The sequence below is a fragment of the Pseudomonas sp. MYb13 genome (genome assembly GCF_002980075.1).
GTDB lineage: Bacteria > Pseudomonadota > Gammaproteobacteria > Pseudomonadales > Pseudomonadaceae > Aquipseudomonas > Aquipseudomonas lurida.
Map to the genome: position 1 here is coordinate 71,701 of NZ_PCQI01000022.1, position 14,573 is coordinate 86,273.

Annotated in this window: 12 protein-coding genes; 7 read left to right on the top strand and 5 right to left on the bottom strand. The window is 56.8% G+C overall.

Translation table 11 applies throughout. From position 1 onward, the window contains the following. Positions 1–2 precede the first annotated feature (2 nt). From CQ002_RS26050 to CQ002_RS26060, 3 genes are all read left to right on the top strand, one after another. Positions 3–7,247 (top strand): DUF637 domain-containing protein, encoded by a 7,245-nt coding sequence (locus CQ002_RS26050; protein WP_105162613.1) that lies wholly within the window; start codon positions 3–5, stop codon positions 7,245–7,247. Continuing rightward, positions 7,247–7,525, top strand: coding sequence for a YrhB domain-containing protein (locus CQ002_RS26055; protein WP_034107737.1), 279 nt, complete (start codon positions 7,247–7,249; stop codon positions 7,523–7,525). The genes CQ002_RS26050 and CQ002_RS26055 overlap by 1 nt, the downstream gene beginning before the upstream one ends. A gap of 365 nt (positions 7,526–7,890) precedes the next feature. Then, on the top strand, positions 7,891–8,307 hold the full coding sequence (locus CQ002_RS26060) for a contact-dependent growth inhibition system immunity protein (protein WP_034107736.1): 417 nt from the start codon (positions 7,891–7,893) through the stop codon (positions 8,305–8,307). A gap of 259 nt (positions 8,308–8,566) precedes the next feature. On the opposite strand, the gene CQ002_RS28220 is transcribed toward CQ002_RS26060, so the two are convergent. Then, complete coding sequence (locus tag CQ002_RS28220) at positions 8,567–8,833, bottom strand: hypothetical protein (RefSeq protein WP_146117486.1); 267 nt, start codon at positions 8,831–8,833, stop codon at positions 8,567–8,569. Between the two features lie 413 nt (positions 8,834–9,246). Between CQ002_RS28220 and CQ002_RS28260 the strand changes: the two genes are divergently transcribed. Continuing rightward, entirely contained in the window at positions 9,247–9,396 is a 150-nt protein-coding gene (locus CQ002_RS28260; RefSeq protein ID WP_158260147.1) for a hypothetical protein, read from the top strand. 399 nt (positions 9,397–9,795) lie between these two features. On the opposite strand, the gene CQ002_RS26075 is transcribed toward CQ002_RS28260, so the two are convergent. The 3 genes from CQ002_RS26075 to CQ002_RS26085 all read right to left on the bottom strand — a co-directional run bounded on the left by CQ002_RS26075 (position 9,796) and on the right by CQ002_RS26085 (position 11,457). Further along, on the bottom strand, positions 9,796–10,116 hold the full coding sequence (locus CQ002_RS26075) for an antibiotic biosynthesis monooxygenase (RefSeq protein WP_034107734.1): 321 nt from the start codon (positions 10,114–10,116) through the stop codon (positions 9,796–9,798). Continuing rightward, positions 10,113–11,093, bottom strand: coding sequence for a zinc-dependent alcohol dehydrogenase family protein (locus CQ002_RS26080; protein WP_105162612.1), 981 nt, complete (start codon positions 11,091–11,093; stop codon positions 10,113–10,115). Before CQ002_RS26080 ends, CQ002_RS26075 begins: the two co-directional genes overlap by 4 nt. A gap of 61 nt (positions 11,094–11,154) precedes the next feature. Continuing rightward, on the bottom strand, positions 11,155–11,457 hold the full coding sequence (locus tag CQ002_RS26085) for a helix-turn-helix transcriptional regulator (RefSeq protein ID WP_034107730.1): 303 nt from the start codon (positions 11,455–11,457) through the stop codon (positions 11,155–11,157). A 275-nt stretch (positions 11,458–11,732) separates the two neighbouring features. Here CQ002_RS26085 and CQ002_RS26090 point away from each other — a divergent pair, with 275 nt between their 5' ends. Together CQ002_RS26090 and CQ002_RS26095 are read left to right on the top strand one after the other, a co-directional pair. Beyond that, positions 11,733–12,191 carry an Hsp20 family protein gene (locus tag CQ002_RS26090; RefSeq protein ID WP_034107728.1) on the top strand — a complete coding sequence of 153 codons (459 nt, stop codon included), beginning with the start codon at positions 11,733–11,735 and terminating at the stop codon, positions 12,189–12,191. A gap of 233 nt (positions 12,192–12,424) precedes the next feature. Then, positions 12,425–13,348, top strand: coding sequence for a LysR family transcriptional regulator (locus CQ002_RS26095; RefSeq protein ID WP_034107726.1), 924 nt, complete (start codon positions 12,425–12,427; stop codon positions 13,346–13,348). Here the strand turns inward: CQ002_RS26095 and CQ002_RS26100 are convergent. Continuing rightward, positions 13,251–13,955, bottom strand: coding sequence for a TetR/AcrR family transcriptional regulator (locus tag CQ002_RS26100; RefSeq protein ID WP_034107724.1), 705 nt, complete (start codon positions 13,953–13,955; stop codon positions 13,251–13,253). The two genes, CQ002_RS26095 and CQ002_RS26100, sit on opposite strands and share 98 nt — an antisense overlap. Positions 13,956–14,078: 123 nt before the next feature. On the opposite strand from CQ002_RS26100, the gene CQ002_RS26105 reads away from it, so the two are divergent. Beyond that, on the top strand, positions 14,079–14,573 hold a 495-nt coding region (locus CQ002_RS26105), incomplete at its 3' end, for an MFS transporter (RefSeq protein WP_146117487.1).

Below are 14,573 nucleotides of genomic sequence, written 5' to 3' on the forward strand. Positions count from 1 at the left end.
ACATGGACGTTCGCCAGTTCGCCTTCCTTGCGCGCCAACCTTCTGCAGTCCTGAAAAACCACTCCACCTTCCTCGGGTTGCCCAAGCGCGGGCTGGCGTTGGTGTTGGCCAACGCCATGTTCTGGCAGCCGTTGCTGGCGCAGGCGGACGGTATTGTGGTCAGCGCACCCGGCACCAGCCTGGGCCAGGCCGCGAATGGCGTGCCGATCGTCAATATCGCTGCGCCCAATGCCAATGGGCTGTCGCATAACCAGTTCAAGGACTACAACGTCGGCGCCAACGGGCTCATCCTCAACAACGCGACGAATCGCACCGAGTCCACGCAGTTGGGCGGGATCATCCTTGGCAACTCGAACCTCAACGGTCGCGCCGCCAGCACCATCCTCAATGAAGTCAATGGCGGTAGCCCAAGCCAGTTACGCGGCTACACCGAAGTGGCGGGGCAGTCGGCGCATGTGATCGTCGCCAACCCCTACGGCATCACCTGCAACGGCTGCGGATTCATCAACACACCGCAGGCGACGCTGACCACCGGTAAAGCGGTGATTGAAAACGGCCAGGTCGGTCGCTATCAGGTCGATCAAGGCAGCGTCTCCATCGAAGGCGCCGGGCTTAACGCCAACAATATCGACCGCTTCGAAATCATCACCCGCTCGGCCAAGCTCAATGCCGAGATCCAGGCCAAGAACCTGACGATCATCGCCGGCGCCAATGACGTCGATGCCAAGACCCTGAAAACCACGGCGCGTGCCGCTGACCCGGCGACCGCCCCTCAACTGGCCATCGACTCTTCGGCGTTGGGCGGTATGTACGCAGGCGCAATCAAGCTGGTCAGCAGCGAAGCCGGCGTAGGCGTGAAGCTCGACGGCAAGATGCTCGCCAGTGGCGGCGACATGCAACTGGATGCCAATGGTCATTTGAGCCTGGTGCAAGCCACCGCCGCCGAAGCGGTTGTCATCAAGGCACAGAGCCTGGACGCCCAGGGCAAGATCTACGCCGGCACCCGCGTTGAAGCGACCACCCAAGGTACGTTGACCAATCGCAGCGCCATCGCTGCCCAAGACAGCGTTGCGTTGACCAGTGCGGGTCAGCTTGAAAACCTGGGCATGATCGAAGCGGGCGTCACCCCGGAGAACACCCGCAACCAGACGGGTGACGTGGTGCTCACCGCCAAGAACATCGACAACCGTGGCCAGAGCGTTGTCGCCAGCCGTGACCTCAAGGCAACCGCCACCGAAGCACTCGACAACCGTGCGGGTACGCTTTCATCAAACGCCCGCCTGACGCTTGACGCGCAGGATCTGGATAACCGTGGCGGCACCTTGACGGGGCAGGGCGCGGTCAAGACCACCCTTAGCGGCACACTCGATAACCGAGACAAAGGCACGCTCGCCAGCGGCGGCGAGCAAACGTTGAACGCGGCGGTGGTAAAAAACACTGATGGCGTGATCAGCAGCCAGGACACGCTTGGCCTGGATGTAGCCAGCCTCGACAACACCAGCGGCAAGATCACCGCCCAAAACACCCTGACCCTTGATGGCATGACCATTGAAAACGCCAAGGGCCAAATCACCAGCCAGGGAGACATCCTCGCCACGGCCAAAACGTTCAGCCAGCAAGGCGGCAAGTTGATCAGCCAGGGCCAGCTCACCCTGGTAGCCGACACCCTCGATAACAGTCTTGACGGCTACATCGCGTCCGCCAATGCCATGAGCCTTACGGCCCACCAGCAATTGATCAACACCGGCAACGGCATTATCAGCACCCAGCAGGGCCTGACGATCAACGGCGGTGCGGTGGACAACACCACCGGTAGCCTGCTCAGCCAAAGCGGTATCACCGCTACGTTGAGCGAGGGGCTCAACAACCGGGACGGTAGCGTCATCACGCAAACAGGCGACCTCACGATTGATGCCGACGGCGTCGATAACCGTGGGGGCGTTTTGGCGAGTGTCGCGGGCAAACTCAAGACCACCCTGGCGTCTGTTTTGGATAACGGCAAGTCGCTCAGCACGCCCGGCGAGGCGGGGCTGATTCAGGCTCAGTCGCTCGACCTTGGTGCTCAGCAGGCCTTGCTCAACAATGGCGGCCAGGTGTCTGCCTTGAATGGCGATGCCCTGATCACCACCGCCACCCTCGACAACCAGGGCGGCGCCGTGCTGGCCAAGCAACAGCTGGTGGTGCGCGCTCACGACCTCAACAACACCCAAGGCCGCGCGGCCGCCGACGCCATCGATTTCGGCCTGACCGGCGCACTGAACAACCAGTCAGGTCTGGTCGAAGGCTCCAGTGGTTTGCTGATCGACGCCGCCTCCATCAACAACCAGAACGGTAAGTTGCGCTCCCTCGGCCAACAAGGCACCGCCAGCGTGGCTAGCCAGCAATTGCTGGATAACCAGAGCGGCATGATCGAAGCAGCTAACCATGACGTCTCGTTGCGCATGGCCAGCTTCAACAACTCGGGCGGCAATATCCAGCACGTCGGCACCGGGACCTTTGGCGTCGATCTGGCAAAGTTCAGCAATATCGGCGGGAGCGTCGCCACTGCCGGCACACTGACCGTCGATGCCGCGACCTGGGACAACAGCACCGACGTTCAAGCTGATGTGCTCAACGTCACCGTAGGCCAGTTCAACCAAACAGCCACCGGCAAGCTTGCCGCCAGCCAGAGTTTCACCGGTAAAGGCGACACGTGGACCAATGCCGGCCGTATCACCAGTAGCGGCGCGTTCTCGCTGACCACGACCAACGTCATCAACACCGGTACCCTCGGTGGTGCCGGCAAGGTGGATCTGAACGCCGAAGCCGTGCGCAACGACCACGGCCTGATCTTCAGCGGCACTGACATGGCGTTGCGCTTCAAGAACCTGACCAATTACTACGCCGATATCTACAGCCTGGGCAGCCTGAGCATGATGGCTCGCGACGGCGTGGCGCGCAGTGCGTCGTTGGAAAACATCTCCAGCCATATCGAGGCCACCAACGACGTCTCGGTGCGCAGCGACAGCGTGATCAACCGCAAGGACGTGTTCAGCACGGTCGATGAGGCCGTGTCGGGCTACCTCAGCGTGACCTGCTACGACTGCGGTGGTGATCACCACAACGTCGACTATGTGGCACACGAAGTCTCCAAAAGTGTGGTGGCAACGGATTCCGCCAGCTCTTCGATTCAGAGTGGCGCCAAGCTGACGGTCGACGGGTCAAGCGTGCTCAATCAATACAGCACCATGGCCTCGGGTACCGACCTGGTGATCACCGCTGATAACTTCGCCAACATCGGCGCGACCACCGGTACCAGCACACGCACGCGTACGTGGAACACCGGTCGTATTACCGATGGTACAGACGAGCGCTTTCGTGCCAACTGGATCTACCCCTACAACGCGCAAGGTAACCCCAAGGTACTACCGGTAGGCGCGCTCAACTCCTTCAATCTGGTAGGTGATACCACCACCGTGACCCCGGGCGACCCGATCGCCTCGGTGATTCAAGCGGGCGGTAACATCAGCATCCAGGCGACCCAACAGCTGGAAAACAGCAGCATCGTACAGTTCGCGCCGCCTACACCGGTTTCGGACAAAGGCGGTGCTACTGCGGTGACCAAACCCGCCGTGGTCGTGCTGAACCCACAGCTACCACCTGACCTGGCACAGCAACAAGTCAACCCGACCAACCTGCCGGGCTTCACATTGCCGAGCGGTACGAACGGGTTGTTCCATGTGGTCGATAGCGCCGCTGCAGCCAAAAACAGCCAGGACCTGAGCAAGGCCAACATCCAGGGCTCGGACGCCAGCCGCGTGTTCGTTGGCCCTAAATACCTGGTCGAAACCAACTCCGCCTTCACCGACCTCAAGCAATTCATGAGCTCGGATTATCTGTTGGGCAAACTCGGCTACGACCCTGAAACCAGTTGGAAACGCCTGGGTGACGGCCTTTACGAACAACGCCTGATCCAACAAGCCGTCACTGCCCGAACCGGCCAACGTTTCATCGCTGGCCAGACCACCGATGAAGGCATGTTCAAGTACTTGATGAACAACGCCATTGCCAGCAAGGAGCAACTTAACCTCGCCGTCGGTGTAACCCTCACCTCCCAACAAGTCGCCGCACTGACCCACGACATCGTCTGGATGGAAGACCAGGTGGTCAATGGTGAACACGTGTTGGTGCCCGTATTGTACATGGCCCAGGCGAATAACCGCCTGACGGCGGATGGCGCGCTGATTCAAGGCAAGGATGTGACGCTGATTGCCGGTGCGGATTTGAAGAACGCTGGGACCTTGCGCGCCAGTGAAAGCCTGTCGGCAGCGGCGGGTAATAACCTGGTGAATACAAGGCTGGCCGAGGCTGGTGAAAAGCTCAAGCTGGTCGCGGGCAAGGACCTGGTGAACATGCAAGGCGGCATCCTCAAAGGCAAGGATGTTGACCTGAGCACGTTGACCGGCGATATCCGCAACGACCGGACCATCACCACGATTGAAAACAGTGGAAAAGGGTTCAGCTCCAAGACTGCTGTTGTGGATAGCGCTGCGAGCATTGAAGCCGGAAACAACCTGACGATGCATGCCGCGCGGGATCTGCTGAATGTGGGGGGGGCCATTACGGCAGGCAAGAACGCGGAGTTAAGCGCGGGTAACGATGTGGTGATTGCAGCGGCTCGCGAAGAAACCGGGTCGATGCGCCAGGACAAGCGGCATTTCTGGGAACAAAGCCAGACGGTGCAGCATGCCAGTGAGGTCAAGGTCGGTGGGGATCTTGATGTGGTTGCCACAAATGAGCTGACGATGGTCGCCAGCCATGTCAAGGCGGGTGGTGACGTCAACCTGTCTGGCAAGGATGTGAACCTCCTGGCGGCTGCCAACGAAGAATCAAGTGAGTACCGCTATAAACGCAGCGGCAAGAAGATCAATCAGGATGAAGACCATATTCGGCAGCAGGGTACGACGATTGAGGCGGGTGGTGATGTAAATATCGCTGCGCTGAACGACGTGACGATGGTGGCCAACAAAATCAACGCTGGTAATGAGGCGTATCTGGTTGCCGGTAACCAGCTGAATTTACTGGCTGAGCTCAATCGCGACTACTCCCTTTATGACATGACCAAGAAAGGCAGTTGGGGGAGTAACGCGGCGAAACGGGATGAGGTGACGCAGCACACAAACGTCGGCAGTGAAATCAAGACGGGCGGCAATCTCACGCTCAAGAGTGGCGGCGATCAACGTTATCAAGTGGCAACCCTGGACAGCGGCAAGGACCTGACGCTGGATAGCGGTGGCCGCATCGTGTTTGAGGGTGTGAAGGATTTCCACGATGAGAGCCATACCAAGAGCAAGGGTGACTTGGCTTGGTACAAGATGAAGGGCGAAGGAAAGACCGACGAAACTCTGCGCCAGAGTGCTCTGATTGCCCAAGGAAAACTGGTTATCAAAGCTGCTGACGGAATTCGTATTGACATTAAGCAAGTCGATCAGCAGAGCGTGAGTCAGACCATCGATGCAATGGTTCAGGCGGATCCCAACCTCGCCTGGATGAAACAGGCAGAAGCACGTGGGGATATCGATTGGCGTCAGGTCAAAGAGATTCACGATAGCTTCAAGTACGAGTCCTCAGGATTGGGTGCGGGTGCCAAAATTGCTATCGCAATCTTGATGTCCTTCATCCTCGGCCCAGCAGGCCTTGGTCTGCAGGGAGCCAATCTGGCTGTGGCGACCAGCCTCGGGACCACTGCGGTTACGAGCACCATTGATAACAAGGGCAACCTTGGATTGGCGGTGAAAGAGACGTTCAGCGCGGGTAGCCTTAAGAGCGCCGCAATTGCAGGATTCACTGCAGGTTTCCTTGATTATGCCGACGAGAAATGGTTCACCGCCGCCGATGGGGCGGGTTCCGCCGCACAGGGGATTCAACCCACCGATGGTTCGGCGTTAAGTGCGGCTAATCCTTCCAAAGATATCTTTCGTTGGAGCAATGCGACGGATGCGGCAACTCGTACCGTTGGGCGGGCGCTTATCTCTAGCGGGGTGTCCTCGGCCATTGGTGGAGGCAGTTTCGGCAGCAACTTCAGCGCCGCATTGATGGGTGAGGCCGGCAATATGGCTATGGCCTCCGGCTTCAACTGGATCGGTGATAACGCCATTCGTTTTCCAGACGGAAGCGTCCAAAAAGTGGTGGCTCACGCGATTATGGGGGGCTTGTTGGCAGAGCTGACCGGCAGCGACTTCAAGACAGGTGCTGCGGCTGCCGGGCTCAATGAAGTCTTGGTTAGCTCGATGGGGGACCTGGGCCGGGATAATAAAGAGCTGAGGCTGGTTCTATCTCAATTGACCGGCTTGGTCGCTGCAGCAGCAGTGGATGGCGATTTGGATAAAGGTGTTGCCATCGCCAAAAGCGCCACTCAGTACAACCATGATCTTCATGAGACTGCTGCGAAACAGATGGCCGAGCAGGCTCTGGATCATTGTCGCGACAACCCACAGCTATGCGACTTGGGCATCGACTTCAGTAAGTTGACGGTCGACGACGTTGTTCTTGCCATGCGTGTAGAGGGCGCTCATGGAAAGGGGATAGAGAACGTCAAACCTGAAGCGATCGACTTCGTTGACGGCTTTATGTTCTCAAGAGCTCCTGACCTTCGTAACGTGTTGTACACTGAAACGGAGTCTGAGCGGAGCCGGCTTGATGTCGAAAATAAGGCGACTCTTGCGCTTTCGGTTATCAGTCTCGGGAATGCGGTTCGCAATTTTGGTAATTTCTTACAAGGGTTGGTAAGGGCCACCCCCACAGGCGTGCCTGTCATTAAAGCAGCAGATGAACTCGCAGCAAAAACTGCAGGTTCTGCAACCTCAGAGACTGCGGGTTCGATAAAAAATGTAAATCCTGGTTTTCCTGAGGCTGGGCGGACCCATAATTGCGTAAATTGCTCCATTGCAACTGATGCTACATTAGCGGGTAACCCTGCATCTGCACTTCCAATTTTTTCAAAAAATGGTGTCCCTCTGACGGTACTGGAGAAGCAGTTCGGAACTAAGTTTGGCTCTGTCGTAAGCTCTGAAAAAATTGCTCAGCAGATGTCAGCGTCAGGAGCAGGGGCTAGAGGTATCGTCTTTGGTTCGTACGGTCCTGGCCAGCCTGGACACGTATTTAACGTGGTCAATCAGAACGGAGTGGTTCGCTTTTTGGATGGGCAGACAGGAAAGGTAGCAAATCTTGCACCCTACAAAACCCTGCAATTATTGAGGACTAATTGATGATTCTTTATGAGGACGCACTAAAGAAGGCTTTGGAGTATCTGCAAGGTTCAGAGGTGGCTTTGGGTATATCGCATCAGGAAGAGTTTTCTGGTGGCTGGCTCTTTTGTTTTCAAACAGAGGAATATCTCAAGACAGGAAATCCCTCTGCGCAATTGGCAGGTAATGGACCTTTCATTATCGATAAAGATACTGGTGAACTGCATTTTTTTGGAACAGATTCCTCACCAAGTGAATATATGGAGAAATACCTGCAGGATAAAAAGAATTGTATTTGAATTTTCGTAAATAAATGCATTTTGAAAGGAGAGAGTTTGAAGGGAGCTGTTTGGACGGCTCCCTCGCTGCGGAACAATTACGAATGTATTAAAGTTCTATGATTGTTGGAGCTTCTGTTCCATATGTGTGAATGTGGACAGAATACTCTCTACCTCAGACTATTGCTCAGAGATCGGCCGAGGCCTATTCGATTGCTGCGTAGCTTGAGTGATAAATAAATCTGTCCCCATTGCTCCAGAGGCTGCTCTTGGTCGCAAGATGGATGCGGGCGCTCTTGCCATTGGCGGCAAGGACTTGGCGGAAAATACTGTGGGGTAAATGGTGTCTGACCCTGAGGCATCCATGCTTTAGATGGTGCTGGAATATGAAAAAGACATTCCGTGATATTGACGAAAGTAAAGGTTTCAAATGGGAGCTCGGACCTGACCCCTCAGCTCTGGAGTTATGGCATATGTCTATATTAGATACCCCGATTTCGGAATTGGAAATTGGGGGCCTGTGTAGGGCTGTTAGGCAGGAGATGTATATTTCGAGGTTGCTACCCATGGTAGTTTCTGAGTTAGATAAAGATGTATTGGTTGGGTATTGGGATGATGCAGAGCTACTGAAGTTAACTTCAGAGCTGTCCGGCTCAGTTTGGGGGCAGTATGCTGTACTCGCCGAGAAGATGCTTGATATCCTCAGTAGAAATAAAGAAGTGCTTGCAGAAGATTTAAGCGCTGTCGCCTATGCTACAGAATTAGAGCATAAGCTTCTTGTTGCTCTTGGCGATCAGAGATAAAGTCGTAAGAATAAGGGGGGCGTTTGGACGGCTCCCTAGCCGCGGAAAAATTGCGGGTGTACTAAAGTCGAAGCGGTAAATGGGGTCTGACCCTGAGGAGTCTTTTGAAAGCGCCTATGAAGAGTTTGGTGTAATTACAGTGAAATCATCTGCTCTTAAGAAGGATTTCGAGATGTATCTAAATGCTAATTTTATTTCTATGCGAGAACTACGTGAGTTGGCTTCCGGCTCATTGATCGAAGCTAGAATCGCAAAGGCTCTAATTGATTCTTATGATAGTTGAGAGGGCGAATATGGCCGAGAGCAAAGTTTGAGAAAAAAGTAATTCACTGCCTTCTGGCACGAATGGCCGGCCTTCATGACTTGGGCCAGAAACAACGATGATGCTTTGGGATATGGAAAAGTAACCCACAATGGCCCAGGTGGGTATGTGGTTCAGTACAACCTTGGAAAGGTCATCGGGACGGATAAAGCTGGGAACGCAGTCAAATCCATCCATGTGAATGTTCGCGATGGTGTCATTCACACTGTGTATCCCTATTAAGGGCTGGTTGATGAATATGAATGTTATAGAGCGATTTGTGCAGCAGGAATTAGATGCTCATGTTAGAGGGGGCTACAGAGCGCCATTGACGAGAAGCGTAGTTCTGAGAACGTCTATAAACGAGAGTTTGAATTCAATAGCTTTGATGTGGTTTTGGACTTTTCAAGAGGAATGGTGATTGTGCAAGACGTTTTGATCGCTGGCGAAGATGGTGAACAGGAAGTCTCTATGTCAGACTTCATTGATGTTTGTAATTTGAAAGGATTAGACCAGTAGGTCGTGCGGGAGTCATTATGCCTATGGGCTTGGATGCTGTAGTTGTCAGCGGTTAATATTCCAGATGTATATTTTTTGTAGTTGATGGTCTTGCCGGTGGCAGCAATAGGACCCGCGCGATGGAGTTGACTAGCTTTTTTGATGCGATAGTGGATGACGCTGAAAAGATATTTCTGGCCGGAGACTGGCCGAAAATTCCTGACATTTACAGCGTTCCAAAAGAGTATGGCTATGCCGATGCCAAGGAAAAACGGCCTGGGTTAAGCTAGAAGGATAAGGCTCCCATTGGCTGCAAAAATGTGCACACAGATAAGTTCGAGAAAGTAGATCATTGAGACGCCTCGTCTCCGGGTAGCTGACAACGACCGTCTCCTTTTCTTACAGATCATTAATTTGCACAGCTTTGACAAGCCAACCCAACCCTACTAACTTTCCTGGCGTGACGCATTCATGCGAATCACGCTATGCAGCAATCCCATCTCTCCACCACGTTTTTCGTGGCCCCTGTGCGCCTAACAGCCAGCAAATGACTGTTAATCATTGGGTCCCTGGTTCGAGTCCAGGTCGTGGAGCCAGATAGCGACATAAAGAGAAGCCTGCAGAGATGCAGGCTTTTTTTTGCGTGGGATTTTTCCGTGCAGTTCCAAACGTACAGGATGAAGCTGCCTCTAAACCCAGGCTCGATCATCGTCCGCGGTAAACGTCGTCCCCTCAATGTGATAGACCTGTGGCTCTTCAGAGAAATAGCCCTCCAACCCCAACATGAACAGCCGATGGTCCTCACTCGCTTCAAACCCCGGCGTGTGGTCCTCCAGCGATTCCCAACGCACGATCAGGTTGAAGCGCTCCGGTGTTTCAACCCCCTGGGCAAGCATATGGCCCAAGTAGCCTTTCGCACGGCTGAGCAACGGCGCCACCTCGGCAAAGGCACGCCTGAACGCGTCGATGTGTTCCTTGTGGACGGGCAGCACGGCGATCTCGTAGATCATGACGTTGCTCCTTGAGTGGGCACGACGGCAATCGCGATCTTCCCTTGGACGCCGTTGTTGGGGCTCTCCAGCCGTGCATGGGCGAGTCCGATGTCGGCCAGCGCATAGACGGCGCCCACATGGGGGCGCAATTGACCCTGTGCGACCAAGGTGCTCAGTTCATCCAGCTTGCCGCGATTTTGCCGCGTGAACACGAAGTGATAGCTCGCATTCTTGCCCCACGCCTGGACCAGGTTTTGCGGCTGGGCGATGTCCACGATCGAGACCACGCGGCCCAGTTGCGCGAGTGCGTCGGGGCTGCGCGACAGTGTGTTGCCGCCGATGGTATCGAACACCACATCCACGCCACGACCTGCCGTTTCCCGCATGATGGCGTCGACGTAGTCGTGCTTTTCGTAGTCGATGACCACATCGGCGCCCATGCTTTTAACGAACTCAATGTTGGCTTCGCGCACGGTGGTGAACACCCTGGCGCCGATGGCTTTTGCCAGTTGGATCGCTACGTGGCCGACACCGCCCGCGCCGCCATGTATCAGGATGCTTTCCCCCACCCGAAGGGCTGCGCGCACGGTCAGCGCTTCCCATGCCGTACCACCGACGAGGCTCAGGCTCGCCGCCTCAAGGTGACTTAGCGTGGGCGGTTTCTTGCCAATGATACTTTCGGCCGCCACATGGTATTCAGCGTAACTGCCGGGGCCGTCGAAGATCTGCGGGGTGTACCAGACTTCGTCGCCTGGCGCGAAGTTCGTGACGCCGGGCCCGATGGCTTCGACAACGCCGGAGACGTCGTGGCCGGTGATGGCGGGGAGGGGCACCAGGTCGGCATAGTCGCCGCGTCGCACCTGGTAATCCAAGGGGTTGATGGAGGTCGCATGGACCCGTACCAGGACCTGCCCGGTGTGCGGCACTGGTTTTGGCACCTCGCAGAGTTCGAACGAATCCGGGCCGCCAAATGATTCAAGCATCATCGCTTTCATTGCATTACCTCGTTTCGGTAAAAAGGGATATCGGGAAATCTCGATATCCTAGAGTAAAAAATTACAGCTCCTTGCCAATGATCTCGGCAAGGGCGCTGATGGTTGCTTCGTTTCGCTTGTAGTAGGTCCACTGCCCGATGCGCCGGGTCTCGATCAAGCCCGCTCGATGCAGCGTGGCCAGGTAATCGGACACGGTTGACTGCGACAGCCCGACGCCTTCTTGAATACTGCTGACGCAGACGCCCACGGTATGAACGTCCCCTTCATCCTGCGGGGGGAAGTTCTTTTCGGGATCCTTCAAACCTTTCAGGATTTCTAGTCGAGTACGGTTCGAGAGGGCTTTGAATATTTCGAGTAAGTCCATGTCGCGAGGATATCGAGATTTACCGATATGTCAATGCGTAAGATGGAGCCACGTTTTTTGTCGTAGCAGGGGGAGCAAACCCGGCAGGTTCCCGACGGCTCCGCCCACCTGTTGCGCGCCGGTGCGTCAGCCTTGCCTCAGGGGCTCATGGCCGCGGATAAAAATTTTTTTGGGCACCGCTTGAAATTTTTCCGCCTGAACCTACTTAGGTGTTACGCGATGCCGAATACGGGTCGCGTATCAAATCACTTGGAGAAACCTCAGGAGATTTTGCAATGGCTACTACTCTTTCCTTGGCCCCACTGTTCCGTCACTCCGTCGGCTTTGACCGGTTCAACGACCTTTTCGAATCGGCGCTTCGCAGCGAGGCCGGTACCACCTACCCACCGCACAACGTCGAAAAGCACGGTGACGATCATTATCGGATCGTGATCGCGGCTGCTGGCCTGGTGGAGGATGACCTGGAGATCCAGGTGGAGAAAGGCGTGTTGACCGTCGCCGGCGGCAAGCGCGAACACAACGAGGGCATCACCTACCTGCATCAGGGTATCGCTCAGCGCGCGTTCCGTCTGTCGTTCCGCCTGGTCGACCACATTGAAGTGCAGGGCGCACAGCTTTCCAATGGTTTGCTGAGCATCGATCTGCTCAGGGTCGTACCGGAGGAAGCCAAGCCTAAGCGCATTGCGATTGGTGGTGCTGCCAAGGCTGATGTTAAATCCATCAGCGAGCAGTGAGTTGAAATGAATAAAGGCGCTCTTCGGAGCGCCTTTATTCGTCAGGTTCCCCTCTCGGTAGTCACCCACGGCACCCGCGCATTGCCAAAGACGTTCAGCGCGGTAGCCGGCATCTTCATCCACCGTTACCGTTACGCCCCTGCCATTGGGTTTGAACCAGGATGTGGCGCAGTTGGCATCGGCGTGCTGCAATTTCTCACGGCCGTTGTTCCAGCATCAGGGAAGGAGTGCCCATGAAGCGCCATTTCGAAGATTTGCAGCTAGGCAGTATCGAACTCTTCTGCCTTGCCGCCGAAGCCAGCAGCTTCACCGCCGCCGCGCAGGTTGCCGGTGTCACGCCGGCTGCCGTAAGCCGCAGCATTTCGCGCCTGGAAGAACGCCTGGGCTCGCGCCTGTTTGTGCGCACCACTCGCAGCATCCGCCTGACTGACAGCGGCCGGACCTTCTTCGAGCAATGCCGCCAGGCCCTGACCCAACTGGTGGAAGCCCAACAGGAAGTGATGGGCGCGCAGGCCGTGCCGTCGGGGCTGCTGCGCATCAGTATTCCCACCACCTATGCCCATCACCGCCTGTTGCCGTTGCTCCCGAAGTTTCGCGCGTTGTACCCGCAGGTTACGGTGGATATCCACATCAGCAATCGCAATATCGACTTCGTCGCCGAAGGCTATGACCTGGCCATCCGCGTGCGCGCCCAGCCAGACTCCTCGCTGATCGCGCGCCTGCTCGAAGATGCCGAGCTGGTCGTGGTCGCGGCGCCGTCCTACCTGAAGCGCGCCGGCGTCCCTCAGGCGCTGGAAGATTTGCCCACCCATGAGTGCATCCAGTACGAATTGCCGAGCAGCGGTCGTCGCATTGCGTGGCTGTTCCAGGTCGACGGCAAGGCGCAGGAATATGCGGGGGAGGCGGGGTACAGCTGCTCCGATGATGTGCTGGGCGGCGTGACGCTGGCCAAGCACGGCGCGGGGTTGTTCCAGACCTACAAGTTTATCGTCGAGCAGGAATTGGCCGACGGCAGTCTGGTGGAGGTGCTAAAGCCCTACGGGGGACGCTCGCGGCCGTTTACCTTGCTGTATCCCCATGGGCGGTATGTGCCACACCGGGTGCGCGCGTTTGTGGATTTTCTGCTGCACTGTCGGGACGGATGGGCGGTGCCGTAGACGCTGCAATATCCCAGGTCAGCAGCAGCTGGCTGATCGCCGCGTCGAGGGTTGCATGGGGCACATTGTCCCGAGCCAGAATCGAAACGCCCTGCAGGAAACTATCAAATACCGTCGCCATCACTGAGGGGTTGACCGTGCCTGGCAACTGCCCGGTGCGCATCGCCCGTTCAACGCAGGCCACAAGCCCCGCCCGGGTGCGCAGTCGCGACTGCGTCAACCCTTGCGCCACCCGCGCATTCTCCGGGCTCGGCGCGCTCATCACCCCCAATGCCACCATGCAGCCCTTGGGGTGCCCGTCCTCACACTGCATGCGCACGGATTGGCGCAGCGCTGTTTCAACCGCCAGGCGCGGTGGCAGGCTTTCGTCCCACAGGCATTCGGTAACCTGGGCGTAGGTCGCCAGGTAACGCTGCACGCATTCGTCGAACAGCGCCTCTTTGGAGCCGAACGCCGCGTAGAAACTCGGCGCGGAGATCCCGCCCCCCAGGCTGGCCTTGAGCTGGGCGAGGGAGGTGGCGTCGTAGCCGTGCTGCCAGAAGAGGTGCAGGGCCTGGTCCACGGCCTGTTCGCGATCAAAGGTACGGGGGCGGCCCATTTGTGCCATGTCGGATCTCCGGTGCGGGTGGCGAGATAAATACTAGTCGATACATAAGTCGTTGACAACGCGTTGTGCGCGCCCGCAACATCTGTATCGATCAGTATCTAAATCGCGCTCAAGGAGTTTCCCGTGACACCCTCACTGACTTTATCGGCGTCAGCCGACCGCCTGCCCATCGGGGCCTTGCTCGCCCTGGCCATGACCGGTTTTATCTGTATCGTCACCGAAACCCTGCCCGCCGGCCTCTTGCCGCTAATCAGCGAAGGCCTGGCGATTTCCCCGTCGATGGCAGGGCAGATGGTGACCGCGTATGCCCTGGGGTCGGTGCTGGCGGTGATCCCCATGACCATTGCCACCCGTGGCTGGCGCCGACGCAATGTGCTGTTGCTGACCATCGTCGGTTTCCTGCTGTTCAACTCCATCACGGCGCTGTCGTCCCACTATGGCGTGACCCTGGTGGCGCGTTTCTTTGCGGGGGTGGCGGCCGGCTTGGCCTGGAGCCTGCTTGCCGGTTACGCCCGCCGCATGGTCGCGCCGCATCAACAGGGCAGGGCGCTGGCGTTGGCGATGGTCGGCACGCCGATTGCGCTGTCGCTGGGTGTGCCTCTGGGGACTTGGCTGGGC